The 25,238-nt window shown below is 75.3% G+C and carries 18 protein-coding genes; 4 read left to right on the forward strand and 14 right to left on the reverse strand.

Features of this window, described 5'->3' with window-relative positions:
- Positions 1-5: 5 nt before the first annotated feature.
- From AB0J86_RS31030 to eccD, 8 genes are all read right to left on the reverse strand, one after another.
- The gene (locus tag AB0J86_RS31030; protein WP_363861205.1) at positions 6-338 is read right to left on the reverse strand and encodes a hypothetical protein; all 333 of its coding nucleotides are present in this window, start codon (positions 336-338) and stop codon (positions 6-8) included.
- Positions 335-769 (reverse strand): YbaB/EbfC family nucleoid-associated protein, encoded by a 435-nt coding sequence (locus AB0J86_RS31035; protein ID WP_363861206.1) that lies wholly within the window; start codon positions 767-769, stop codon positions 335-337. The genes AB0J86_RS31030 and AB0J86_RS31035 overlap by 4 nt, the downstream gene beginning before the upstream one ends.
- Before the next feature lie 13 nt (positions 770-782).
- Positions 783-3,332: a hypothetical protein gene (locus tag AB0J86_RS31040; protein ID WP_363861207.1), complete on the reverse strand. Its 2,550-nt coding sequence runs from the start codon at positions 3,330-3,332 to the stop codon at positions 783-785.
- Positions 3,333-3,389: 57 nt separating this feature from the next.
- Positions 3,390-3,797, reverse strand: coding sequence for a hypothetical protein (locus tag AB0J86_RS31045; protein WP_363861208.1), 408 nt, complete (start codon positions 3,795-3,797; stop codon positions 3,390-3,392).
- Positions 3,798-3,879: 82 nt separating this feature from the next.
- Entirely contained in the window at positions 3,880-4,170 is a 291-nt protein-coding gene (locus AB0J86_RS31050) for a WXG100 family type VII secretion target (protein ID WP_363861209.1), read from the reverse strand.
- 14 nt (positions 4,171-4,184) lie between these two features.
- Positions 4,185-4,505, reverse strand: coding sequence for a WXG100 family type VII secretion target (locus tag AB0J86_RS31055; RefSeq protein ID WP_363861210.1), 321 nt, complete (start codon positions 4,503-4,505; stop codon positions 4,185-4,187).
- A gap of 170 nt (positions 4,506-4,675) precedes the next feature.
- On the reverse strand, positions 4,676-6,079 hold the full coding sequence (gene eccB, locus AB0J86_RS31060) for a type VII secretion protein EccB (RefSeq protein ID WP_363861211.1): 1,404 nt from the start codon (positions 6,077-6,079) through the stop codon (positions 4,676-4,678).
- Between the two features lie 2 nt (positions 6,080-6,081).
- Positions 6,082-7,479: a type VII secretion integral membrane protein EccD gene (gene eccD / locus AB0J86_RS31065; protein WP_363861212.1), complete on the reverse strand. Its 1,398-nt coding sequence runs from the start codon at positions 7,477-7,479 to the stop codon at positions 6,082-6,084.
- Between the two features lie 166 nt (positions 7,480-7,645).
- Here eccD and eccCa point away from each other — a divergent pair, with 166 nt between their 5' ends.
- Positions 7,646-11,608, forward strand: a complete 3,963-nt coding sequence (gene eccCa / locus AB0J86_RS31070) for a type VII secretion protein EccCa (RefSeq protein WP_363861244.1) — start codon at positions 7,646-7,648, stop codon at positions 11,606-11,608.
- Here eccCa and AB0J86_RS31075 read toward each other — a convergent pair.
- Entirely contained in the window at positions 11,574-12,770 is a 1,197-nt protein-coding gene (locus AB0J86_RS31075) for a S8 family serine peptidase (protein WP_363861213.1), read from the reverse strand. The two genes, eccCa and AB0J86_RS31075, sit on opposite strands and share 35 nt — an antisense overlap.
- 268 nt (positions 12,771-13,038) lie before the next feature.
- Here AB0J86_RS31075 and AB0J86_RS31080 point away from each other — a divergent pair, with 268 nt between their 5' ends.
- Positions 13,039-14,103 (forward strand): cobalamin biosynthesis protein CobQ, encoded by a 1,065-nt coding sequence (locus AB0J86_RS31080; RefSeq protein WP_363861214.1) that lies wholly within the window; start codon positions 13,039-13,041, stop codon positions 14,101-14,103.
- A 39-nt stretch (positions 14,104-14,142) separates the two neighbouring features.
- Here AB0J86_RS31080 and AB0J86_RS31085 read toward each other — a convergent pair whose 3' ends face one another.
- Positions 14,143-16,197 (reverse strand): hypothetical protein, encoded by a 2,055-nt coding sequence (locus AB0J86_RS31085; protein WP_363861215.1) that lies wholly within the window; start codon positions 16,195-16,197, stop codon positions 14,143-14,145.
- Positions 16,198-16,439: 242 nt separating this feature from the next.
- Between AB0J86_RS31085 and AB0J86_RS31090 the strand changes: the two genes are divergently transcribed.
- Positions 16,440-17,447 (forward strand): aminoglycoside phosphotransferase family protein, encoded by a 1,008-nt coding sequence (locus AB0J86_RS31090; protein WP_363861216.1) that lies wholly within the window; start codon positions 16,440-16,442, stop codon positions 17,445-17,447.
- A gap of 283 nt (positions 17,448-17,730) precedes the next feature.
- Here the strand turns inward: AB0J86_RS31090 and AB0J86_RS31095 are convergent, their stop codons facing one another.
- From AB0J86_RS31095 to AB0J86_RS31105, 3 genes are all read right to left on the reverse strand, one after another.
- Entirely contained in the window at positions 17,731-18,153 is a 423-nt protein-coding gene (locus tag AB0J86_RS31095; RefSeq protein WP_363861217.1) for a roadblock/LC7 domain-containing protein, read from the reverse strand.
- Positions 18,150-20,705 carry a nitrate- and nitrite sensing domain-containing protein gene (locus tag AB0J86_RS31100; protein ID WP_363861218.1) on the reverse strand — a complete coding sequence of 852 codons (2,556 nt, stop codon included), beginning with the start codon at positions 20,703-20,705 and terminating at the stop codon, positions 18,150-18,152. Before AB0J86_RS31100 ends, AB0J86_RS31095 begins: the two co-directional genes overlap by 4 nt.
- 110 nt (positions 20,706-20,815) lie before the next feature.
- Positions 20,816-22,186 carry an FGGY family carbohydrate kinase gene (locus AB0J86_RS31105; protein WP_363861219.1) on the reverse strand — a complete coding sequence of 457 codons (1,371 nt, stop codon included), beginning with the start codon at positions 22,184-22,186 and terminating at the stop codon, positions 20,816-20,818.
- Positions 22,187-22,499: 313 nt separating this feature from the next.
- On the opposite strand from AB0J86_RS31105, the gene AB0J86_RS31110 reads away from it, so the two are divergent.
- A complete protein-coding gene (locus AB0J86_RS31110) occupies positions 22,500-24,458 on the forward strand; it encodes an anthranilate synthase family protein (RefSeq protein WP_363861220.1) in 1,959 nt (652 codons plus the stop codon).
- Between the two features lie 143 nt (positions 24,459-24,601).
- Here the strand turns inward: AB0J86_RS31110 and wrbA are convergent, their stop codons facing one another.
- Positions 24,602-25,219: an NAD(P)H:quinone oxidoreductase gene (gene wrbA, locus AB0J86_RS31115; protein ID WP_363861221.1), complete on the reverse strand. Its 618-nt coding sequence runs from the start codon at positions 25,217-25,219 to the stop codon at positions 24,602-24,604.
- Positions 25,220-25,238 lie beyond the last annotated feature (19 nt).

Consider the following 25,238-nt stretch of genomic DNA (forward strand, 5'->3'; position numbering starts at 1 on the left):
GCGGCTCAGCGGTGCGGGTTGGCGTCGCCGTCGGCGGCGGCCCGGGTGTTCTCCTCCTCGGCCTTCTCCAGGAACTCGGCCAGCTGCGAGGTGGCGCCCAGGTCGCCCTGGCTGGCCCGCCGGACCAGCTCCAACAGGGCGGTGGTGGCCTCCGGCGACTCCGTGACCAACTGCCGGACGTACTGGTCCAGGTCGGACTTGCGCTCGTGCAGGACCACCTTGCCCACCCGGGCGAGACCGTCGGTGTACCGCTCGATGGCGTCGCCGATCTCCTCCTCGGCCTGCCGCAGGGCGGGACTGGTGATGCGCTCGGTGTCGGCGCCCAGCCGCGGCGTCACGGCCGCCGCTCCCCGCCGGCGGTACGCGTCTCGCGGGGCTGGCGGGCCTCGGCGAAGACGCGGGTGATCTCGTCCATGGTCGCGTCGAAGTCGACCGGGCCGGTCAGCATGTCGAGGACCGGCACCCCTGCCGGCAGCAGCGCCTGGAGCAGCTGCGCCGCCTGCTGCCGCGCCTGGAGCTGCGCGTCGCGTACCGCGTCCACCAGCAGGCCCGCGAGTTCGGCGGGCGCCATCGTCCGGTACGCACCGGTCGGGAACTTCACCTCGACGAGCTCGCCCTGCGCGTTGACCGTGACGCTCAGCGCCCGGTTCTTCGTGGTCACCGTGGTCCGGCTGTCGGCGACCCGCGCCTCGAAGTCCGCCACCGACGCCTTGTGCCGCTCGAACTCGGCCATGGCCTGTTCGATCCGGTTCTCCAGGGGACTGGTCATCGTGTCTCCTCGGTCAGTAGCCGCGGTTGGTGGCCCGGCCGCCGCCCCGGGCGGGCCCGTACGGTGCGTTCGGGTGCTGCGGGGTGGGCTGCCAGGGCGCGCGCTCGGCGTCGTCGGTGTCGGCGAACTCGTCGCGGCCGATGACCGCGGGGGTCACGTCCGGGTCGGTGCCCCAGACCTCCTCGTCCTCGGCCAGCCAGGTGGTGCGTTCCCGCTCCTTCTCCTGGTTGCCGCCGAGGCCGCCCATGCCGCCCAGCGGGGGCATCATGGGCGGCATCATCGGCGGGGCACCGCTGCTGCCGGTCGCGGTGGCACCCGCCGCCCCGGCCGCGCCCGCCGGGCCGCCGCCCGCGGCAAGTCCGCCGAGCGCAGCCCCCGCGCCGCCCAGTCCCGAGCCGGATCCGCCACCGGACCAGGCGCCGCCGGCGCCGGGACCGCCGCTGGCCCAGGTGCCGTTGCCGCCGTACGCGCCGTTGCCGAAGTCCATGCCGCCGGAGTCCGGGAAGGTCCCGAGCGGCCCGATGGTGAACCCGTTGTCCGGCGGCGGATTGTTGGGGCCCCACGGCAGGGAGGCGCCGTCGCCGCCGAGGCCCGGCAGGCCACCGCCGCCGAGGTCGCCGATGCCGCTCCCGCCACCCGGGCCGCCGCCGGAACCCACGCTCCCGCCGAGGTCGCCGATCCCCGCGCCGCCGCCCGGGCCGGTGCCGCCGCCGGGCAGGTCGTCCGGTACGAGGGCGCCCGGCAGCTGCGTACCCCCGTCGTGGTCCGCGCCCGGCGGCAGGCCGGACGCGCCGGCCCCGCCGGGGACGTTCCCGACCTGCCCGCCGCCCGGCAGGTTGCCGACCTGGCCGCCCGCGCCGGCGAACCCGGGCTGCCCGGGCCCGGTCGAGTCCAGCGGCGGGAGGTTCGCGCCGCCGCCGACCCCGCCGGTCAGGTCCTGGGGGTCGACGGTGGCGGGCCCGTCCTGCCCGCCGAACGGGGGCACGGTCGCGCCCGGCGTGCCGGGCCCGTCCGGCAGGTCCCCGCCGGTGAAGTCGGTGAGACCGTCGACCGTCGGGCCGTTCCCGCCCGAACCGTTGCGCGCCGTCACGGTCGCGGGGCCGCGGCCTCCCGGAAGGCTGCCGAAGGCCCCGATCCCGCCCGGTCCCCCGGCGAACCCGCCGCCGGGGCCGGTGCCCGCTCCCCCGTTGAGGCCGTCGAGGCCGTCGCCGCCGGTCGAGGCCGAGAAGACCCCGTCCGGGCCGGGGTTGCCGGTCGTGTCGAAGGACCCGCCGCCGCCCGGCCCGCCGTTGTTCCCGCCGCCGTTGTTCCCGCCGAAGAGGTCGTCGACGTCGACGTTGCCGCCGCCCCCGGGGCCGCCGTTGTTCCCGCCGCCGGAGCCGGTGCCGTCACCGTCGCCGAAGAGGTCGTCGATGTCGATGTTGCCGCCACCGCCGGGCCCGCCGTTGTTCCCACCACCGTTGTTCCCGCCGTCGCCGATCAGGTCGTCGATGTCGAACTTGCCGTCCCCGTTGGTGTCCCCGTTCGTGCCGGGCGGCGGCTGCACCTTCGACGGCGGCGGCAGGTACGTCCGGGTGTCGTGCATGTTCATCCGGGTCTTGTCGAAGCTGTCCCGCAAGGCGGTCACCTGGGTGGTGATGGTGCTGTCCAGGTTGGCCGCGTTGCTGCTCCAGAAGTTCTGCAGGTCGGTGTTGAGGGTCTTGACCCCGTCCTGGAGGAAGTCGTACGTGTGCTCGCCGTTGCCGAAGTTCAGCTTGAACTGCCAGCTGGTGACCTCTCCGGTCGCGGCCGGCTGCCCGTTGAGCGCCTGGGCCTGCGTCTGGATCTGCGACAGGACGTCCGAGAGCATCTTCGACGGGTCGGGCTTGTGGTAGTAGAAGTCGTCCCAGGCGGCCTTCACCTTGCTCCACCACGTCCGCGCCGCCGTCGCGTTGTCGTGCAGCATCTGGACCCAGTCCTGGTTGGTCTTCAGGTCCGCCTGGAGCATCTTCAGCTCGTCGCGCAGGTTCTCCAGGGTCTGGATGAACGCGGCCGCGGCCGTACCCTCGAAGCCGGTACCGGCGCCGTCGACCTTGCCGATCTCGGTCTGCAGCCGCTGGACCGCCTGCCCCAGCCAGGTCCACGTGTTGTAGTAGGTCTCCGCCGCGCTGTCCAGCGAGGGCGCGTTCAGCACGTTGCCGTTCGGGCCGCTGTCCAGCGCCTTGTTGGTGCTGGCGAGGAACTCGTTGACGTAGTGGTCGTGCGGCGACTTCCCCTCGCCGCCCATGTACCAGTTGACCTCGCCGTCCAGGATCAGGTAGTTGTCCGGGTTGTTGGTCTCGATCGGTACGGGATTGCCCATGTACCCCGAGACGTACGTGATCCGCGTGCCGCCGTCCAGCTTCCGGAAGACGTTGAACTTGTTCTCGCCGGGCGACCCCTCCGGTGGCTTCGACTCCACCCGGTGCCCGGTGATGCTGATCCACGGCATGCCGAGAAACGCGCGCCGGTCCATGGGCTCGGCGCCCAGCACCATGATCAGACCGGACTCCCAGGGCTTGGTGGTGTCCAGGGGCTGAGTCATCGTTCTCCTCCACGCGTCGCGGATCGCCCGGCGAGGGCTGGGACGGGTGCCGGTAGCTCAGACGCCGGTGACCGGCGGCGGGCCCGTGACGCCGCTCTCGCCGGTGTAGCGGCCGTAGTCGGTCAGCGACATGTTGGTCAGCTCCACGTTGTCCGCGGAGGCCAGGATGTGGTCGAGGGTCTGCGAGTACTTGTCGAGCTTCAGGTCGAACGCGCCCAGCTTCGTGTCGACCTGCCCGGCGATCGTGGTCACCTTGGACTTCAGGTCCACCCCGTTGGCGAAGTTCGCGTGACCCGGCACGATCGCCAGGTTGCTCAGCGGCATGCCGTGCGGGTGCGCCTCGTCGTTGGGGTTCACCCCGCCCCGGACGACGGAGATCTGGTTGCGGACGGTCATGAGCTGGTCGCGGACCGTGGAGATGAAGTGCTCGTCGATCTTGATGTGGCTGCCGGAGTTGTCGGCCATGGCGCCTCCCTGCTGCGGGCGGTGGATGACGGGGAGGGGTACGGGCGGCCGGGCGGCCACCCGTACCCGGGACCGGTGTGGCTCAGCGCCCGAACAGTGCCGCGCCCTGCGCGTCGGTCTGGACGTAGTTCTCGGTGATGCGGCCCAGGTTGGTGCCCTTGGTGTTCAGGGCGTCCTGCATCTCGCGCATGCCCTCGTTCCAGAGCCGCTGCGCCTCGTCGTAGCTGTCGATCGCGTAACCGGCGTTCGCCGCCTTGAAGCGCTCGGCGCTGGCCACCAGCGCCCGCAGCGACTCCTGGAGCTTCATCGTCACGCCGCGCAGCGACTGGACGCCGTCGGTGTTGCCGGTGACGTCGACGGAATAGGTGACCATGGTCGGTTCTCCCCTCAGGTCCAGCTCGCGGAGACCTGGCCCTGGGCGGCCAGCGCGATCGCGTCGTCCTCGGTGTTGGCGGTCAGCTTCGAGAACGCCACCATGCTTTCGTCGATCATGTTGAGCGCCCGCTGGACCTTGAGTAGGCCCTGCATCCACTCGCCCAGGCCGTCGTTGAAGCGGCCGGACGCGACGCCGGTCCAGCCGCCGAGCAGCGCGGCCTGGGTGGTGCTGACCGCGTTGTGCGCGCTCTGCTGGTCGTCGGAGGCCTGCTTGAAGGCCTGGATGAGGGCGACCGTGGTCGGCTCGTCGATCTGCTTGAGATTGCCTGCCATCTACCTCTCCCTTGTCCCGCACCGGCTCCGGGTGAGCGCGGTCCGCGGTGTCGTGCTGCGGCGGGCGGTCCGGGCCCGGTCCCGCCGCCGACCACCGCCGGCCTGGTCGGCGGGGCCGGGCCCGGTCATCCGAGCACCATCGCCGGCCTGGTCGGCGGGGCCGGGCCCGGTCATCCGAGCACCATCGCCGTCCCCAGCGCGGGCCCGGTCGGCAGCAGGTCGAGCAGCCGGGCGGGCACCGGTCGGGCGTCGGAGGCGGGGAAACCGAGCCGGGCGGCCGAGTCCGCGTCGGCCACCGGGTACTTCACGCCGGCGTCGGTCACCAGGTACCGGTCCGGACCGAGCGCCTGCCCGAAGCGGCCGGCCACGACCAGGCCGCCCTGCCCGGGCGCCACCGACACGGCCGCCGCGGTCCGCGAGCCGCGCCGCAGCGCCAGTCCGTCGGTGACCATGCCGGCCACGGTCACCGGCGCGTCGGCGACGATCTGCACCCCGCCGTCGGCCATCCGGTGCCGGGCGCACCAGGCGCCGCCCGGCGGCCGCGCGGGCAGGATGCGCGGCAGCTCCGCCGGTACGCCCGCCGGCAGGACGGGCCGGTCGGAGGTGGGTGCCTGCGCGAGGGCGGCCAGGCTGAGCTCTTCCGGCCGGACCGGACCGCCGTCGTAGAGCCGGGCGGTGGCCGGGTCGGCGGCCACGATCGCGTACGCCAGCGAGCCGAGCGGGCTGAGCCCGTCCCGCCGGAGCAGGTAGTGCCGTTCCGCGCCGTTCGCGGTCCGGGCGACGAAGAGCTGACCGATCCGGGTCGGCCGGCCGTCGACCAGCGGGCCGGGCGCGCCGCGCTCCGGCACGTCGGGCGGCGCCAGGTCGGGCCCGGCCGGTACGGTCTCCAGCCAGCTCTCCTCGACCGGTGCCGCACCGCCGTCGGCGCCGAGCACCCGGGGCATCCAGTCGGCGGCCAGCCGCAGCCGGTAACCGCGCCACAGCAGGTACGTCCGGTCCCCGGCCCTGGCCAGCACCGCCTCGTCCGGCGCCAGCGCGCGCCCGCCCGCCGCGCCCGCCGCGGTGATCGCGAGGGTGGTGGCGGTGGTGGTCCGGCCCGTCTGGTCCGGGGCGGCCGCCGCGCAGACGGTCCAGAGCTGGCCGGCGACCCGCCCGGGCGGCGGCAACGCGTCGGGGGCGCCGACGATGCCGACCGGCTGCCCGTGCGGTACGGCCGCCAACGACCGGCGGGACACCGACACGACCTTCGGCTCGGCCGGGAACATCAGCCGCGCCGAGCTGTAGTTGAGGACCGGCCGCAGCCGGTTGCCGACGTAGAGGTACCGGCTGCCGGTCTCCTTCTCCACCACCAGCACGCCGGGCTTCTGCCAGGCGCTCGCGCCGCCCGGCCGGAGGAACCCGTACACCGTAAAGCCGACCACCACCAGCGCGGCGACCAGCAGCCCGGAGACGGTACCGACGACGGTCCGGCGGTTCGGGTTCTCGGCGGCGTCGGCGTCGGCGACGACCAGCGCGGTCACCAGGCGGCTCCAGACGTACGACTGCGCCTGGACCTGGTCGCGGCGGGACTGCACGGTCAGCCCCCCAGCGCCCGCGCCGCGCCGTACAGGTCGAGCACCGCCGCCAGGACGGGCAGCAGCGCGACCGTGGCGACCAGTTGGGTGACGTCGCCGATCCGGCCCCAGACCGGCATCAGCCGGCGGCCGGGCAGGTGCCGGGCGGCCAGGAAGAGCAGCACCACCAGGATCGCCAGGGCGGCCGGTACCGCGGCGAGCCGCACCGGCGGCTCGGCCCCGCGCAGGGCCAGCAGCGCCACGGCGACGAGCCCGGCCGCGGCCGGCGCGGCCCCGGCCAGTCGGTGCCAGCCGCTGGTCATCGGCCGCGCCGCCAGCAGCCGGACGAGCGCGGTCAGCCCGGCCAGGGTGTACCCCGCCCAGCCGCCGCCGAGCGCGCAGAGCACCAGCCCGACGCCCGCGGCCAGGCCGAGCCCGACGTGCAGGCCGGTCATGTACCGGTCGGCGGCGGCGGCCCGGCCCAGCAGTTCCTCGCTGGGCTCCGGGTCGATGTCCTCCTGGAGATGCTCCGGCCGGGTCGGCAGCGGGGCCAGGCGGATCCGGGCCAGCCGGAACGCCGTCACCGGCACGGCGGCGGTCAGGACCGTGGCCGACACCGCCACCACCCCGCCGGCGCCCGCGCCGTCCACGCCGGCGAAGGTGGCCAGCGCCGCGCCGGTCGCGGTGACGAGCGCGCCGGAGACCACCGCCGCGGTGGCCGGACCGGCGCGGCCGACCAGCACACCCACCGGTACCGCGAGCACCGCCACGATCACGGCCGCGGTGAAGAGCTGCGGCGCGCCGAGCACCAGCCGGGACGTCGGGGTCGCGGCGTCCGGGGCGACCAGGCCGGCCAGTGCCCCGTACCCAGCCGCGCCCGCCGCCGCGACCAGGCCGAACAGCCGGTCCCCGAAGGAGCGGGTGAAGATCGGGCCGGCGGCGGCCAGCAGCAGCGCCACCGCACCGGCCACCACGGCCCGGGCCAGCGTGGGCCCGGTGCCGGCCAGCGCCACGAGCCCGGCGCCGAGGGCCAGCGCGAGCGTGCCGGCCGCGGCCCAGCGGACCATCTCGGGCCGCCACAGCCCCGGCCGGTCGCGGACCCCGGTCGCCAGGCCGTCGGCGAGGTCGTCGAAGTGCACCGGCGGGATCCGGTCGGCGCGCGGCCGGAGGTGCACGACCGTGCCGTCGGTCAGCCCGCACGAGCCGATCGTCGCCTCCTCGTCCAGCGGCGGGCCGCCGAGGCGTTGCAGCACCCACCCGTCGTGGCCGAGGCCGGCGTCGGCCATTCCGTCACCGAGCTGTCGCAGCAGCACCGGCAGCAGGTCGGCGACGACGACCCGGGCCGGTACGGCGATCTCAAGCTGACTGTCCGGCCCGCACACGACGAGCCGGCACATCTCCGCGGGTGCGGTGACGGTCATACCCGAGCAGACGGCCCGGACCGGTCCAGGTTCATCCGGCCGGAAAATTGTGGCCACTTTGATTCGCGGGGCGCCGCCGTCCGTCTGCTCTACGGGAACACCCGATCGGAGGCAGTGAGTGACCACGGTGCTGTTCAGGCGGCCGGCGCGGCGTACCGGACCGGCGATGCCCAGCGGCGAGCTGCAGTTGCAGGAACCGCCGGCGCTGCCGGAGATCCAGAACGCGGGGATGCGGCAGGCGCTGCTGATCCTGCCGATGGCGCTGATGTCGGGCGTGATGATGCTGATGTTCGTCGGCCCGTCCCGGGGCGCGGTGACCTGGGTGATGGTCGGCATGATCAGCCTCGCGATGGGTGGCATGGTGGTGGCCCAGGTCGCCTTCGGCAGCGCCGACCGCCGGCAGCGCATCGGCGGGGACCGCCGCGACTACCTGCGCTACCTGGCGCAGAACCGGCGCCGGATCCGGCAGAGCGTGACCCGCCAGCGCGAGGCGGCCGCCTGGCAGCACCCGGGACCGGAGTCGCTCTGGTCGCTGGTCATGACGACCCGGCGGTGGGAGCGCCGCCCGACGCACCCCGACTTCCTGGAGGTGCGGATCGGCACCGGCGAGCAGCGACTCGCCACCAGGATCGTGCCGATGCAGACCAAGCCGATCGAGGACCTGGAGCCGCTGGCCGCCAAGTCGTTGCGCCGGTTCATCCGGGCGTACACCACGCTGGCCGACCAGCCGGTGGCCCTCTTCTTCCGCGGCTTCGCGCAGATCCACCTGGGCGGACCGGACCGGGACGCGAACCGGGCGTTCCTGCGGGCCGTGCTGATGCAGCTCGCCGCCTTCCACGCGCCCGAGGAGGTCCGGGTGGCCTTCTGCGTGGACGAGGCCGGCGCCGAGGCGTGGCAGTGGGCGAAGTGGCTGCCGCACGCCCAGCATCCGTCCGAGCAGGACGGCGCCGGGGCGGTGCGGCTCGCGGCCGAGAGCATCGAGGGCGTGGAGCGGCTGCTCGGCGAGGGGTTCACCGCCCGCCCCCGGTACGAGCCGGGCGCGACGCCGAGCCGGGACGAGCCGTACGTGCTGGTGATCCGGGACGGCGGCCGGATGGGCAACAGCGCCCGGATCGCCACCGCCGGCTGCCGCAACGCCGTCCTGGTCGACCTGGACGACCCCAGCCCGGCGGCCGGCAAGGGTGTGCTGTGCCTGCACGTCGAGGGCGACGACCTGCTGATGCTGCGGCGGGACCGGGTGGGCGGGGAGGTGCGTACCCGGATGGCGCGCCCGGACCGGCTCGGCCCGCACGGCGCCCGCGCGGTGGCCCGGCTGCTGTCGCCGTACCGCCTCGGGGTCGTCACCGAGGCCGCCGAGGACACCCTCAAGACCAACTTCGACCTGGGTACGCTCCTGCACATCCCGGACCTGAGCCGGCTGGACCTGGACCGGCTCTGGGCGCCCCGGCCGCAGGCCGAGCGGCTGCGGGTGCCGATCGGCGTCGACGCCGACGGCAACCCGGTCGAGCTGGACATCAAGGAGTCGGCGCTCGGCGGCATGGGCCCGCACGGGATGCTCATCGGCGCCACCGGCTCGGGCAAGTCGGAGCTGCTGCGCACGCTGGTGCTCGGGCTGGCCACCACGCACCCGTCGGAGACGCTCAACTTCGTGCTCGTCGACTTCAAGGGCGGCGCGACCTTCCTCGGCCTGGACCGGCTGCCGCACACCTCGGCGGTGATCACCAACCTGGCCGACGAGGCCGCCCTGGTCGGCCGGATGCAGGACGCCCTGCACGGTGAGCTGATCCGGCGGCAGGAGCTGCTGCGGCAGGCCGGCGGCTACAGCTCGGCCCTGGAGTACGAGCGCGCCCGCGCCCAGGGCGCCCCGCTCGACCCGCTGCCCACCCTCTTCGTCGTGGTGGACGAGTTCAGCGAGCTGCTCGCCGCGCACCGCGACTTCATCGACCTCTTCGTCATGATCGGCCGGCTGGGCCGGTCGCTCGCCGTGCACCTGCTGCTGGCCAGCCAGCGCGTGGACGACGGCCGGATCGGGCAGCTGGAGTCGCACCTGTCGTACCGGATCGGCCTGCGCACCTTCTCGGCGATGGAGTCGCGGTCGGTGATCGGCGTGCCGGACGCGTACGAGCTGCCACCCGCCCCCGGCAACGGCTACCTCCGTACGGACGTCTCCACCCTGATCCGGTTCAAGGCCGCGTACGTCTCCGGCGCCTACCGTCCCCGCACCGCCCGGGCCCCGCAGGAGGTGGTCCAGCAGCAGGTGGTGCCGTACACCCTGGAGGCCGTGGAGCTGCGTCGGCCCGCGCTGCCGCCGGCGCCGGCCGAGCCGGCGGTCGAGGCGGCCGACCCGACCGGGCGTGACAGCGTCCTCTCGCTGGTCGTCGGCCAGCTCAGCGAACGCGGCGCGCCGGCGCACCAGGTCTGGCTGCCGCCGCTGGGCGCCTCCCCCACGCTCGACCAGCTGCTCCCCACGCTGGCGCCCGACCCGGAACTCGGCCTGCGCGCGCTCGGCTGGGCCGGCAACGGCGAGCTGGTGGCGCCGATCGGCTTCATCGACAAGCCGTTCGAGCAGCTCCGGGACCTGCTGGTGGCGGACCTGGCGGGCACCGGCGGCCACGTCGGCATCGCCGGCGGGCCGCGCAGCGGCAAGAGCACCCTGGTCCGCACGCTGATCGGCAGCCTCGCCCTCACCCACAGCCCGCGCGAGGTGCAGTTCTACTGCCTCGACTTCGGCGGCGGCGCGCTGAGTTCGATCGCCGGCCTGCCGCACGTCGGCAGCGTCGCCGGCCGCCTGGACGCCGACCGGGTCACCCGTACGGTCGCCGAGGTGACCGCGCTGATCACCGAGCGGGAGCGGCGGTTCGCCGCGCTCGGCGTGGACAGCATGGCGACGTACCGGCGGATGCGCGCCGACGGGCGGGTCACCGACGACCCGTACGGCGACGTCTTCCTCGTCGTCGACGGCTGGTTCACGCTGCGGTCGGAGTTCGAGACGCTGGACAACGCGGTCCGGCAGATCGCGGCGCAGGGGCTCAACTACGGCGTCCACCTGCTGCTCACCGCCGCCCGGTGGTCCGAGGTCTACCACGGCATGCGCGACCAGATCGGCACCCGGCTCGAACTGCGGCTGGGCGACCCGGTGGACTCCGCGATCGACCTGCGGCTCGCCGCCACCGTGCCGCAGGTGCCCGGCCGCGGCCTCACCCCGGAGAAGCTGCACTTCCTCGCCGCCCTGCCGCGCATCGACGGCGACACCGACGCCGCGGGCCTGGCCGACGGCGTACGCGGGCTGGTCGCCATGGTGGACGAGTTCTGGGACTTCGAGCCGGCGCCGAGGGTGCGGACGCTGCCGGCGATGCTCCCGGCCGACGCGCTGCCCGCGCCCGAGGGCGACATCCGCGTGCCGATCGGCCTCGACGAGGAGCGTATGCAGCCGGTCTGGCACGACTTCGGCGAGCTGCCGCACCTGACGGTGCTGGGCGACGACGGCAGCGGCAAGACGAACGTGCTGCGGCACCTCGCGCAGTCGGTGGCGGCCCGCTACACCCCGGCCCAGGCACGGATCATGTTCGTCGACTACCGCCGGCAGCTCTTCGACAGCGTCCCCGCCGGGTACCGGCTCGGCTACTCGGTCTCGCCCGACTCCACGGCCGCGACGGTCGCCGACGCGGTCGCCGGTCTCGGACCCCGGATGCCGGGCTCCGACGTGACGCCGGAACAGCTGCGCCGCCGCGACTGGTGGACCGGTCCGCAGCTGTTCGTCCTGGTCGACGACTACGACCTGCTGGCCGGGCACGACTCGCCGCTGCTGCCGCTGGTCCCGTACCTCGCGCAGGGCGCGGACATCGGCTTCCACCTGGTCGTCACGCGCGGCGCGGCGAACGTGCTGCGGATGTCGATGGACCCGCTGATCCGCCGGATGCAGGAGACCAACACCCCGGACCTGGCGCTCTCCTGCCCGCCGAACGAGGGGCCGCTGCTCGGCAACGTGAAGCCGCGCCAGCTTCCGCCCGGCCGCGCCCTGCTCTGCACCCGGCGCGGCGGGAGGCTGATCCAGACGGCGTGGCGACCGGTGGAGCAGGCCGACGGTCAGATGGTCACGGGCGCCACCGGCGGCGACGCCCCCGCCTGACGGCCGCGACGGTGAGGGCCGCGACGGCGGCGGCGAGGACGGTGCCCGCCGCCACCGTCGCGGCGATGCGCTGCCGCGCCGGTACGGGCTCCGGTCCGGGTACGACGAGCCGGGGCGCCGCGCGCGGCGGCACGCTGGTCTCCGGCGCCGCCGAGTCCGCGACGGCCGCGTAGACGTCGAGGCCGCCCCCGCCGGTGCCGACCAGCCTCCGCCGCACCTCCGCCTGATCCAGGTCCGGGTGGTAGGCGCGGACCAGCGCGGCGGCGGCCGCGACCTGCGCCGCGGCCACGGCCGGCCCGCCGACCAGGTAGTTCCCGGTGCCGACCGGCCCGACGGTGTACGCCTGCTCGCCGGGGGCCAGCAGGTCGAGCCCCGAGTCGGGGGAGGCCGCCTCGGTGGGGGCGCCCGACTGGGCCACCCCGCCCACCGCGAGCACGTCCGGGTCCGACGCCGGATACCAGGGCGGCACCGGCCGGTTGTCCCGCGGTTTCTGGTCGGAGACCGCGGCCACCACGACCACGTCCCGGCGGATCGCGGCGCGCACCGCCGCCCGCAGTCCCGCGTCCGGCGTCGGGGTGCCGACCCCGAGCAGGATGACGTCGGCGCCGGCCGTGGTGGCCGCCGCGATGCCCGCGGCCATCGCCCCGGGCGGGACGTGGCCGCGGCCGTCGACGATGCGTACCGGCAGCACCCGCGCCTCCGGGGCCACCCCGACGAAGAGGCTCCCGCCGACCGGGCGGGCGGCGACCAGCGCGGCGAGCGCGGTGCCCCGCCCGAGGCAGTCGCTGTCGGCGCGCCCGCCCCGGACGACGTCGGCACCGGCGGCCACCACGCCCCCGGACAGCCCGCCGCCGGCCGGGCTGACGCCGGTGTCCACCACGGCGACCGTCACCCCGGCGCCCTTGGTCAGCGGCCACACGTCGGCCGGACCGACCCGCCGGAACGCCCAGGACGGGCGGTCGGCCACGATGGCGGACGGCCCGACACAGCCGTTGCCGGTGCCGGGCAGCGCCGGCGGCTCGGCGGGCGCGGCCAGCGCCACACTCGGCCCGAGGCCGACCAGCGGTGCGGCCGGCCCGAGGCCGGCGAGCAGCGGACCCGGCCCGAGACCGACCGAGGCCGCCAGGGCGAGCGCGGCCGTCCGGTACCAGCGTCGTGACATTTTCCCGATGACCTGCCGTGCTCCTCGCGTTCCCACCGTCCACCGACCGGACCCCAACGGGTACGACGGGCGGGGCGGCCCGAAGTTCAATCCGGGCCCTGGTTTTCCGGTTGCTGACCCGACCGGTGCCGGACCGGCGCGCCGTGACGTACAGTGCGCCGCGAGGACCGACCCCACCTCGCCTCGCCCCGTCCATCGGCCGACCACGCCCGGACGCGTCCCCGCGCGCCCGGCTCCGCTCTGACCGACCGATGAGGAGAGAAGCTCCATGGACGTGCAATCCGGGTCCCGTCCCCTTTTCGAGGCACAGCCGCCGGTGCTGAGCACCTGGCAGGCGCCGAGTTCGGCCCCGGCCGCGTCCGACGATCCCGCCCCGGCCACGACCGGCGGCCCGGCTCCGGTCGTCGCCGCCCGGGCGGAACACCCCGCCCGGTGGGGGTGGCGCGGTCGCGCGAACCGGGTCACCGGCGGGATGCTCACCCTCGCGGCGGGCCGGGAGGAGTTGCTGTACCGGGCCGCGCGCAAGCGGCTGCTGCGACCGTTCAGCCGGACGATGACCGTGGTGGTGGCCAACCCCAAGGGCGGGGCGGCGAAGACGCCGACGGCGCTGATCGCCGCGGCGACGCTCGGCTTCCACCGCGGCGGCTACACGCTCGCCTGGGACAACAACGAGACCCGCGGCACCCTCGGCATGCGCGCCGAGGCGGCGATCCACCACCAGACCGTCATCGACCTGCTCGGCGACATCGACGAGTTCCTCTCCACGTCGGCGAGCGTGGGCCGGCTCTCCGGGTACCTGCGCCCGCAGAGCGCGCGGTTCGACGTGCTGGCCTCCGACGACGTACCGGGCAGCATGGACATCATCGACGACACCGCCTTCGGCAAGCTCTGGACGGCCCTGAGCCGCTACTACCGGCTGCTCGTGGTGGACACGGGCAACAACGTCCGGGCGCCAAACTGGCGCGCGGCCACCGCCCTCGCCGACTGCCTGGTGGTGCCGACCACCGTGCAGCAGGACGTGGCGGAGAGCGGCCTGTGGATGCTCGACCACCTCGGCCGCAGCGGCTTCGCCGAGCTGGCCGCCAACGCGGTCGCCGTGGTCTCCTGCGCGGACCCGAAGACCGACGCCAGGCTGCTCGACGAGATCGTGGAGCGCTACCGCGCGGTGGTGCGCGACGTGGTGATCATCCCGTTCGACGCGTACGTGCGCTCCGGCGGCCGCATCGAGTACGACTCCCTGGCCGACGCCACCCGCCGGGCCTGGCTGATGGCCTGCACGTCCATCATCGACTCGCTGGGCATCCGGGACCAGGAGGAGCCGCCGGCCGGGTGACGCGCGAATCGTCGCGCGCGGCTCGACGCCGGGTTCGGGTCAGCCCACCGCCTCCACCGCCCGGGACCGCGCCGCCGCCAGCCGGCGCAGCGACTCGCGCACCGTGTCGTCGGAGGTCCCGTCCGGACCCGACGGCAGCTCCCGCAGCAGCACCAGCTCCGGGTGCTCCGCCGAGCCCTCGACGACCAGCACCCGGAACCGCGTACCGGGCAGGAACACCACGCTGTCGCGGATCCGGCGGCCGGTCACCGACCAGGCCAGCACCGCGGGCGCGGCGGTGTCCGGTACGCCCGGCGGGGCGAGGGCGCGGGTCAGGTCCGCGGCGGCGACCTCCTGGCCCGGCTCCCAGCCGGAGGGCGGAACCCAACCGCCGGCGAAGACCGGCCCGCGCCGCACGCGCAGCCGGGTCACCCCGGCGAGCAGACAGGACCGGGCCGGGGGCGGCGATCCGGGACCGGCGAGGAGCGGATCGCCGGCCAGGTACGCCGCGAGCGCGGCCCGCTCGGCGTCGGCGAGCCCGGACTCGTCCACCGTACCGAGGTAGCCCGCGAAGCGGTCGCCGAGCAGTTCCCGCAGCCGCGCCGCGTCGTCGGCACCGGCCTCGGGCGCGGAGGGGGCGGGCGCCTGCGCGGCCGGCACCAGCACGGCGGGCGGCACCGGCACGGCCCGCGCCTCCGGCGGTGTTGCGGCCCGCGCCTCCGGCGGTGTTGCGGCCCGCGCCTCCGGCGGTGTTGCGGCCCGCGCCTCCGGCGGTGTTGCGGCTCGTGCCTCGGGACGTGTTCCGGACGGCGCCTCGGGCCGTGCCTCGGTTGGCGTCTCCGGCGGTGTTTCGACTGGCCGCTCGGGCTGCCGGGGCGTGATCACCGGGTATTCGCCGGTGCCGAGCCGGGCCGCGTCCGGCAGGACGGCCAGCTCGCCGTCGCCGACCACGACGAGCAGCGGGCCGTACCGGGCGGTCAGTTCACGCCAGTGGCCGGCGCGGCCGTCCTCCGGCGGCCGGGTCACCACCAGCCGGGGCACCGCTCCGGCCGGCAGCGACCGGACCAGCGCGTCGAGCCGCGCCGGCAGGGCCGGAAGATCGGCGAGGGCGGTGCTGCCCAGCACGATCAGCGGGTGGGCGTCGGCCGGTACCAGGCGCGCCCGCTCCGCGTCGGGATCGCCCTCCCCGTGCAGCCAGAGACCCGCGCGGACCACCTCCACCGCCAGCCCCGGCACCGCGACCGGCAGCGGACGCGAGCGCAGGAGTTGCGGCGCGGCCGCCGCCCGGTACAGGAACCGCTCGCCGAACGGCCGCCAGCCGCGCCGCCCGTCCTGATCGGTGGTGGTCAGGACGGGCTCCCCGCCCGGACCGGTGTCCGGCACCCCCGCCACCACCTCGATCGCGCCGCCCGTGCGCACCGCCAACCGCTGTCCGATCCGGTGGACGCGGACGCTGTCCGGCCCGTACGGCACCAGAACCAACCGCCGACGCACCGCCCGGGTGAGCGGCTCCAGCGCGAGGCACGCCAGCTCCGGGTCGATCGGCGGAGCCTCGGGCCGGCCGATGACGACGGCCGGTCGCTCGGGGTCCACCGGCACGGACAGGACCGCGGCAGGCGGGGCGGTACCCGGCCTGTCCTCGGTGGCGCTGTCCTCGGTGGCTCCGTCGTCGTGCAGCCAGAGCCCGGCCGGGGCCGGGCTGAGGCGCAGCCCCGGCGGCGGGTCGTACGGGGCGAGCTGCGGCTCCCAGCCCGGGGCGGGATGCCGGGCGCCGTACCGTACGGCCGGCTGCCCCGGGCGGAAGGACGCCCAGCTCCCGTCGGTCACGAAGACCTGCCCGCCCGGCAGCAGGATCACCGCGCCGGTCGGCGCCACCACCTCGATGCGCAGGGCCTCGGCGAGCGGCTGCGCCACCTCCGGGTGCCCCGCGTGCGAGAGCACCAGCCGGATCGAGCGGCACCCCACCGGCAGCCGCTCCCCGAGCACCTCGGCCAGCTCACCCACCGGCAGCGGTGGCCGCGCGGCGACGACGACGATGTGCCGGTCCGGTTCCCGGGGCAGCGCGCCCAGCACCTCCTCGGGCGGTGCGGCGACGCCCCGCAGGATGACAGTCACCCGAAAGTAGCCGAGGACACGAACACCGGCGGTCCGACTCGTCACGGTGCCATCTTCGCCCATCCGCCCGCGCGCGGGCCACCGCCGTCCGAGGGTCCGGGCCGGACCCGGCCGCGAGCGGGCGGCGGCCAAGCCGCCGGTACGCCGTCGCGGGCCGACCCCCGGTGCGGCATGGCCGACGATGGATCGACTACCGTGACTGGGAGCGCTCTACGGGCCACCCGACTGGTGGAGAGGACGATGTGGAGAGTCTGACCAAGCGGAGAATCACCGAGTCGGAGCTGGCCATCCTGGTCCGGCACGCGTTCGCCGGGCGGGCCGAGGTCAAGGGCTGGCGGGAACTCGCCGACGGCTCCTACAACGCCGCCTACGCGGTGACGCTCGACGACGGTACCGAGCTGATCCTCAAAATCGCTCCTCCGCCCGAGTTGAAGCTGCTCACGCACGAGGTCGACCTGATGCACACCGAGGCCGACTTCTACCGGCGGGCCGCCGCGGCCGGGGTGGCGGTACCTCGGGTGCTGCACGCCGGCTTCGACCGCGGCCCCATCGGCACCGACTTCATCTTCCTGAGCCGGGTGGACGGGGTCGCGCTGAACACGGTCGCCGAGCAGCTGGAGCCGGCGGAACTGGCGTCGGTACGCAGGCAGGCCGCCGCCCGGGCCGCCCGGCTGCACACGGTCACCGGCCCCGCGTACGGCTATCCGCTGCGCGGCAGCCGCAGCTGGCAGCACTCCTGGCGGGCCGCGTTCGGGGCGATGCTCGCGGACATCCTCGACGACGCGGCCCGGCTCGGCCGGCGCCTGCCCGCCCCGCCCGAGCGGTTCCTCGCCCTGGTGCGCCGGCACGCCGACCTCCTCGACGAGGTCGACCGTCCGGCGCTGGTCCACTTCGACCTCTGGGACGGCAACGTCTTCGTGCGTACCGACGCGCCGGGCGGTGCCCGGGTCACCGGATTCATCGACGGCGAGCGGGCGTTGTACGGCGATCCGGTGGCGGAGTTGGTCTCGCTCCTGCTGCGGCGTGACCTGGAGGACGAGCCGGAGATCCTCGACGGCTACAACGGCGCCGGGCACGGGCGGATCGAGCCGACCCGCTCCGTACGCCGCCGGCTCGACCTCTACACCTGCTACCTCTACCTGATCATGTTGGTGGAGGGGGCGACCCGCGGCTGGTCCGGTCCGGAGCGCGACCAGGTCGAGGCGTGGCTGAGCGAGCAGCTCGCCGTCCTGCTGGACCGCCTCGCCTGACCATCGCCGCAGCGGACGCCGGACCGCCCGACCACGTCCGTCCGGACGCCGGACCGCACCGACCAGGGCCGGCGCCGGAAACGGCGGCCGGCCGGATCCCCCGGGCGGGCTGGCCGGCACGGTCCCGGGGACGGGCTGGCCGGCACGGTCCCGGGGACGGGACGTGGGGACGGTCCCGCCCACGGGACGGATCCGGGCACGGAGCGGCCACCGGCCGCGGCGGCGGAACGCCGCCGGAAACGCCACACCCGCCGCCCCGGACGGGCGGGCGGAACCGCGCCCGTCAGCGCGGCAGCGCCTGCTGCAGCTCCGCGCGCAGGGCCGGGGTCAGCATCTCCCCCGCCTGCTTGGCGAGCCGGGCCATCTCGTAGCCCACCACGCCGATGTCGGCGTCGCTCGCCGCCAGCGTGGCCAGGATGGAGCCGTCCCGGATCTGCATGACCAGGAAGTACCCGCGCCCCATCTCGACGACCGTCTGCTTGACCACGTCGCCGTCGAACATCTGCGCCGCGCCCACCGTGATGCTCATCAGACCCGAGGTCACGGCCGAGAGCTTGTCGGCGTGATCCCGCGGCAGGTTGTCGGAGATCGCGATCAGCAGCCCGTCCGACGAGACCACGATGGCGTGCGCCACCCCCGGAACTCGCTCGGCGAACCCGCTGACCAGCCAGCTCAGGTCCCGTGCCTCTTGACTGAGCGTTTTCACTGTGACTTCCCTTCACTGTGCGCGCCCGCCGGCGGCATGGTTATCTCGGTGGTGTCCTCGGCTTCCGCCCGACGCAGCCCACCGTAGTACCGCGACAACATCCCGCCGACGGCCTCGGGGTCTGGTTCGTGCCGTGGCGCCGGCACGGCGGGGGTCGGGGCCGCCCCGCTCACGCCCGGCAGCTGCGCCATCGGTACCCGCACCGGCAGCCCGCTGGCGTTGGTGCCGGCGGTGACCGGCACCTGCGGCGGTACCGGGGTGCCGAGCGCGCCCTGCACCGGGGCGGCGGGACGGCCGCCCGAGCGGGACCACCAGGTGCTCACGGCCGGCCCGTCGGTACCCCCGGCGGTGGCGAGGATGTCGCCGGCGCGTACCGGCACCGGCCTCGACGGGCGGGACTGGGGGTCGGGGTCGTCGGCGGCGGCCGTCCGGGGCGACGGCGCCGGCACGGGGCCGACCGGCCCGGCGGCGCCGCCCGCCTCCCCGTCGTCGGGCGTGAGCGCGGCCAGCACCCGGCGGGACGGGGAGGACGTCTCGTCCTCGCGGGGCGCCGGGGCGAGCAGGGCGGCGGGCAGCCAGACGACGGCCACCAGCCCCCGCTCGGCACCACGCAGCTGCACCCGGATGTGCTGCCGGACCGCCAGGTGCCCGACGACGAAGAGGCCCATCCGCTCGGAGGCGGCCACGTCGGCCGGCGGCGGGGCGGCGAGCAGCTCGTTCGCCTCCTCCAGCGCGGCCAGGCTCATCCCCAGCCCCTCGTCCGCGATCTCGATCACCGCCTGGTCGGTTCCGTGCGCGCGGGCCGAGAGCTGCACGAACGTGTCCGGCGGGGAGAAGGACGTGGCGTTCTCCAGCAGCTCGGCGAGCAGGTGGACCAGGTCGGCCACGGCGTGCCCGACCACGTGCAGCCGCGCGACCTCGCCGTGCCGGATCCGCCGGTACTGCTCCACCTCGGCGGTCGCCGCGAGCAGCACGGTCGACAGCGGCACGGGGCGGTTCCACCGGCGGGTGGACTCGGTGCCGGCGAGGACCAGCAGGCTCTCGTCGTTACGGCGCATGCGGGCCGCGAGATGGTCGAGTTTGAACAGGTTGTCGAGCTGGTCCGGGTCGGCCTCCTCCCGTTCCAGCTCGTCGAGCAGTTCGAGCTGCCGTTCGACCAGCACCTGGCTGCGGCGGGCGAGGTTGACGAACATCGCGTTGACGTTGCGCCGCATGATGGCCTGCTCGACGGCGACCGTGACGGCGCTGCGGTGCACCGCCACGAACGCCTCGGCGACGTCACCGATCTCGTCCATGGAACGCAGGTCGGCCGGCGGGACCTCGATGTCGGAGATGCCGGAGCTGACGGTACGCAGCCGCTCCAGCGCGTCGGGCAGCTCGACCTGGGCGACGCGCAGCGCCTGCCGGCGCAGCATCCGCAGCGAGCGCGCGATCGAGCGGCCGATGACGATCGAGGCGAGCAGCGCCACGAGCAGCACGGCGAGCACGGCGCCGGCGACCACCAGGGTACGGCTCAGCTGAGCGGCGCTGGCGCTGTCGGCCTCGGCGACCGCGTCGCCCAGCACGCTCGCCTCGACCTCGTGGAGCAGTTCCTGCTGCCGCTGGCTCGCGGTCCACCAGGCGTCCGGCTCCAGCGGGGCGGGCGCGCTGGCCCCGGTGGTGATGCTGCTCTCCTTGAGGTTCGTGGCGGCCACGAAGCCCGGGTCCAGGCTCGCCCGCTCGTACCGCTGGATCTGCTCGGTCGTCGCCGCCACCCGGAAGTCGGCCAGCGCGGCGAGCTGCTGCGACCGCAGGTCGTTGAGGCTGACCTGGCCCTCGGGCCCGTACTGGCCGGCCCGGGCGGCGCTGTAGAGCTGCTCGCGGATGCGCGACTCCAGCTCCACCACCTGCGCGAGCTGGACGTAGCGCAGCACCGCCTCGGTCAGCGCGGGCGCGTCGGTACCGGGGGACGGCTCGGCGAGCAGCGAGACCAGGGCGTCGATGGCCCGGTTGTAGTTGCCCAGGATGGTCTCGGTGCTGAGCACGGCGGCCGGTACGACGGTGCGTATCTCCGCGAGCGCGTCCAGGGCCTCGTCGGCCTTGTCGTACGAGATCCGCCAGGAGGCGTCCGAGTCGCCGAGCGGGGCCGCCGCGGCGCGGAACCGCGACATGGCGCGGTCCGCCTCGTCGTAGAGCGGACGCAGCGCGGCCAGCGCCGCCTCGGGCTCGGTCCGCTGGGCCGGTGCGGCGCGTAGCCCGGCCAGCTCGCCGCCGGTGCGGTCGCGCTCCTGCTCCAGCGCGAAGATCAGCGCGGTGATCTCCCGGCCGGCGCCGACCTGCGCGGCGAAGCCGTTGAGGACGGTGGCCTGGCTGACCAGCGCGCCGGTCTGCACGGTGGCGAGGACGAGGAACGCCACCGACGGGATGACCAGTACGGCGGCGAGCTTGGTGCGCATCCGCCAGTCCCGCACCCGCAGGGCCGAACGGCGACGGTGCGGAACCACCCGGACGTCCAGCCGGCGACGCCGATGCGTCGGCACGGCACCACGCGACGGGTCCGCACCAACAGCCACCGTGCCTCCTTGGCGTCCATCCGATCAGGCACGGTAACTCCAGCGAAGGGGCCGACCTGCGACTCGACTCAGGAAGGATACTGTGATGAAGGCCATCCTGTCGTTGCCGGCTAGTCTTGATCAGCCGTCCGGCTGATCGATTCGAGTCCGGCCGCCTCGGCAAACCGGCCGATCGCCACTAGCGCCGCTCCGGTGGCACCAATTTCCGGATTGGTCATGTGCGACACCTCGCGGGGCGCGAGCGCCGCCACGAACGCCTCCCGCCACCACTCCGACGCCTCCACCGCGCCGCCGCCGAGCACCACCGCGACCGGGTGCTCCACAATCGACTCGATCTCGACGAGGTCGCGGGCGACCTGCTGGCAGAGCGCGTTCATCAGCCCGGCGACGATCTGCACGGCGGTGGTGCTGAAACCGATGCCGCTGATCGACCCCGAGCCGGCCGGCGCCATGCCGGGCGGCCGGTCGCCGCCGAGCCGCGGGTCGGCCGCCGGGACGTTGCCCGGCGTCAGCTTGGCCAGCTCCGCGTCGAGCGCCGGGCCGCTGGGCAGGCGCAGCTCCCGCCGGGCCCAGGCGAAGAGGTTCCCGCCGGCCGAGTACGCCGTACCGGTGACGGTGTGCTCCTGGTCCACCCGGTACCGCCACAGCCCGGCCGGCAGCGGCGGCAGCTCGGTGCCGACCGGCGCGCGCTGCACCAGCCGTACCGCCGCCGAGGTGCCGACGGTGATCGCGGCGCGGCTCGGGTCGACGCAGCCGGAGCCGATGTTGGAGGCCGCGCCGTCGCCGGTGGGCGCCGCCCAGCGGGCGTCGGCCAGCCCCGGCCAGCGGCGGCGGAACTGGGACCGCAGCCGGCCCTGCCAGCCCAGCGGGGCGAGCCTCGGCAGCTCGGCCGCGCGCAGCCCGGCCAGCTCCAGCGCCTCCGGGTCCCATTCCAGGGTGCGCAGGTCGAGCAGTCCGGTGCCGGACGCCTCGGAGACCGACATCGGCGCCTCGTCGAGCAGCTGGCCGAGCACGTACTCGGCCAGCCCGGCGAAGCGGGCCGGTGGCGCGCCGGTGCGGCCGCGCAGCCACGGCACCCGTACGGTCCAGTAGAACCGGTGCCACCAGGTCCCGGTCCGCGCGTGGAAGGCCGCCTCGTCGACCGGTCCCCGGGCGTCCCCGGCCGGCACGGGACGGGTGTCCAGCCAGGTGAGCACCGGCCCGAGCGGTACGCCCCCGACGTCCAGCGGCAGGATCGAGTGCCACTGCGCGGCGGTGGCGACCAGCTCGACCCCGTCGAGGTGACCACCCGCGTTCAGCTCGTCCAGGCACTCCACCAGCGCGCCGAGGTAACCGGGGCCGTCCAGCGTCGCCGCGCCGTCGGCACCCACGGCGATGGTCACGCGCCGGCGGGCGAGCGCGCCGGGCAGCGGCACGGCGGCGCCGTCGAGGACCAGCCCGCGTACCGAGGAGGTGCCCAGGTCGAGCGCGAGAATGTTCATCGCCGCACACCGTACCCGCCGGGGCGCCGGTCCGCGTGGGCGTCCGCCGCGCCGCGCTCCGCCGCCGTACCGGGCCGGTCCGGCGCGCCGGGCCACACCCGTGGTCCATTCCGGGGGAAACGCTGGACCGGGGCCGGTACGGGCCGTAGGGTGGCCGGCATGAACGCGCGACTCAACTCCTGGTGGCCCGCCATCCCGGCGGCCCTCCCCCGCGCGTAGTTCTCCCACGCGGCCGCCCGTCGAGGCGGCCGCCGTCCCTTCCCGCGCAGCCCGGCCGCACCGGCGAACGGCCCCCGGCCCGAGGAAGCGACCCATGAACCTGCTGCGGCAACTGCTCACCACGATCGGCGACGGCGCCGATCCCGGCCCGTTCGCCCTGCTCCACCGCGAGGGCGCCACCGAGGTGGAGTTCCTGACCGGCCCGGTCCGCACCGCCGGATCGCTCGCCGACCTGCCCCTGCCCGACGGACCGGCCGGGCCGTACACGCTGGCGATGGTGCCGTACCGGCAGATCACCGAGCGCGGCTTCGCCTGCGTCGACGACGGCGCCCCGCTGGAGTACCTGTCCGTCACCGGGCACCGGCGGGTGCCGCTGGCGGAGCTGCTCGCGGCCCTGCCCGAGGCGGCGATACGGACCGAGGGCGGCGGCTTCGACATCGCCGACGAGGAGTACGCGGAGATCGTCCGCCGGGTGCTCGCCGACGAGATCGGCCGGGGCGAGGGGGCCAACTTCGTCATCCACCGCACCTTCCGGGCGGGGCTGGTCGGGCCGCCGCTGGCCGCCGCGGCCGCGGCGCTGCGGCGGCTGCTCACCGCCGAGCGCGGCGCGTACTGGACGTTCCTGGTGCACACCGGCGGGCGCACGCTGGTGGGCGCGACGCCGGAGCGGCACGTGAGCGTCGACGACGGGCTCGTGCTGATGAACCCGATCAGCGGCACCTTCCGGCATCCGGACGGGCCGGTCGACCGGGAGGCGCTGCTGCGCTTCCTGGCCGATCCGAAGGAGATCGACGAGCTGTACATGGTGCTCGACGAGGAGCTGAAGATGATGGCCACGGTCGCCGAGCACGGCGGCCAGGTGGTCGGGCCGTACCTCAAGGAGATGGCCCACCTGGCGCACACCGAGTACCTGCTGGCCGGGCGCGGTACCCGGGACGTGCGCGAGGTGCTGCGGGAGACCATGTTCGCCCCGACGGTGACCGGCAGCCCGATCGAGAACGCCTGCCGGGTGATCGCCCGGCACGAGCGCACCGGCCGCGGCTACTACGCCGGGGTGCTGGCGCTGCTCGGCCGGGACGAGGCGGGCCGGCAGACGCTCGACGCGCCGATCCTGATCCGTACCGCCGAGATCTCCCCGGACGGCCGCCTGCGGGTCCCGGTCGGCGCGACGCTGGTCCGGCACTCGACGGTGGCGGGCGAGGTGGCCGAGACGCACGCCAAGGCCGCGGGGGTGCTGGCCGCGCTCGGGCTGCGGGCGCCCGCGGCGCCCCGGCCGGCGAGCGCGGTACGCCTCGGCGACGACCCGGCGGTACGGGCCGCGCTGGCCGCCCGCAACGACCGGCTCGCCCGGTTCTGGCTCGAACAGCGGCGGCCCGGGGCGACGGTGGTGCCGGAGTTCGCCGGCCGGCGGGCCCTGATCGTCGACGGTGAGGACACCTTCACCGGCATGCTCGCGCACGAGCTGCGGGCGCTCGGCCTCGCGGTCGAGCTGCGCCCCTGGCACGCCCCCGGCGACCTCCGGGCCGCCGCGGCCGACCCCCGGGACGCGGTCGGCGACCACCGGTCCGGGGCCGCTGGTGCGGGCGGCTTCGACCTGGTGGTGGTCGGTCCCGGGCCGGGCGATCCGACCAGCACCACCGATCCGAAGATGGCCGCCCTGCGCGCGCTGGTCGCCGAGTCGCTCGCCATGGGCCGGCCCACGCTGGCGGTCTGCCTCGGGCACCAGTTGCTCTGCGGGCTGCTCGGGCTGCCCGTGCGCCGCCGGGACGCGCCGTACCAGGGGCTCCAGCGCGACGTCGAGCTCTTCGGCGCGGTACGGCGGGTCGGCTTCTACTCCAGCTACACCGCCTACGCCGGGGCGGACGAGGCGCTCACCCGGTACGGCGCGGTACGCCTCGCGCGGGACCCGGGCGACGGCGCGGTGCACGCGGTACGCGGCAGCGGCTTCGCCGGCGTGCAGTTCCACCCCGAGTCGGTGCTGAGCCAGGACGGCCTGGCGGTCCTCGCCGAACTGCTCGCCGGGTTGCTGCCGGCCCGGGCGGTCGCCGGCTGAAGCGGACCACCGGGGGCATACTTCGCGGCCCCCGGGGTAGATGCAGGCATGCCGGTGGTCCGGACGGGTCGAGAGCCCCCGGCCGGGCCACCGGTCACGAGCCGCCGGCGGCTCCGGCGGGGACGGCATCGGGTGGCCGCGGCTCAGGCGGCGAACCCGCGCCGCAGCGCGGTGGCGATCTCCACCGCCCGGCGGGTCGTCAGCGCGGTGGCGGCCAGCGCCGTCTCGTCGGGCGGCACCTCGCCGTTGTTGCTGGTGTGCGAGGCGCCGTACGGGTTGCCGGCGACGAACTGGCTCGGCTCGACGTAGCCGGGGACCACCACCAGCCCGCCCCAGTGGTAGAAGACGTTGAACAGGGAGAGCAGGGTCGCCTCCTGCCCGCCGTGCGCGGTCGCGGTGGAGCAGAACGCGGCGAAGACCTTGTTGACCAGGCCGCCCCGGGCCCAGAGCGGCCCGCTCGCGTCGATGAACTGCTTGAGCTGGGCGGCCATCACGCCGTACCGGGTGGGCGTACCGAAGATCACGACGTCGGCCCACTCGAGGTCGTCCAGCTCCGCCTCGGGCACGTCCTGGGTCTCCAGATGGTGCGCCGCCCAGCCCTCGTTGGAGCGGATCGCCTCGATGGGCGCCAACTCCCGTACCTTGCGCAGCCGTACGGCGGCGCCGGCCGCCTCGGCCGCGCTGGCCGCCGCCTGCGCCATCTTGTAGGTGGTACCGGTCGCGCTGTAGTAGATCACCGCTACCGCGGTACTACCGTCCATCGGGATCCCCCTCCGACCC

Source organism: Micromonospora sp. NPDC049559, assembly GCF_040676675.1.
In the GTDB taxonomy this organism is placed as follows: Bacteria; Actinomycetota; Actinomycetes; order Mycobacteriales; family Micromonosporaceae; genus JBFAPK01.

Bases quoted from the DNA above. Each gene is read 5' to 3' on its own strand.
- AB0J86_RS31035 (WP_363861206.1), bottom strand. From the start codon at position 769: ATGACCAGTCCCCTGGAGAACCGGATCGAACAGGCCATGGCCGAGTTC.
- AB0J86_RS31040 (WP_363861207.1), bottom strand. From the start codon at position 3,332: ATGACTCAGCCCCTGGACACCACCAAGCCCTGGGAGTCCGGTCTGATC.
- AB0J86_RS31045 (WP_363861208.1), bottom strand. From the start codon at position 3,797: ATGGCCGACAACTCCGGCAGCCACATCAAGATCGACGAGCACTTCATC.
- AB0J86_RS31050 (WP_363861209.1), bottom strand. From the start codon at position 4,170: ATGGTCACCTATTCCGTCGACGTCACCGGCAACACCGACGGCGTCCAG.
- AB0J86_RS31055 (WP_363861210.1), bottom strand. From the start codon at position 4,505: ATGGCAGGCAATCTCAAGCAGATCGACGAGCCGACCACGGTCGCCCTC.
- eccD (WP_363861212.1), bottom strand. From the start codon at position 7,479: ATGACCGTCACCGCACCCGCGGAGATGTGCCGGCTCGTCGTGTGCGGG.
- eccCa (WP_363861244.1), top strand. From the start codon at position 7,646: ATGCCCAGCGGCGAGCTGCAGTTGCAGGAACCGCCGGCGCTGCCGGAG.
- AB0J86_RS31075 (WP_363861213.1), bottom strand. From the start codon at position 12,770: ATGTCACGACGCTGGTACCGGACGGCCGCGCTCGCCCTGGCGGCCTCG.
- AB0J86_RS31080 (WP_363861214.1), top strand. From the start codon at position 13,039: ATGGACGTGCAATCCGGGTCCCGTCCCCTTTTCGAGGCACAGCCGCCG.
- AB0J86_RS31105 (WP_363861219.1), bottom strand. From the start codon at position 22,186: ATGAACATTCTCGCGCTCGACCTGGGCACCTCCTCGGTACGCGGGCTG.
- AB0J86_RS31110 (WP_363861220.1), top strand. From the start codon at position 22,500: ATGAACCTGCTGCGGCAACTGCTCACCACGATCGGCGACGGCGCCGAT.
- wrbA (WP_363861221.1), bottom strand. From the start codon at position 25,219: ATGGACGGTAGTACCGCGGTAGCGGTGATCTACTACAGCGCGACCGGT.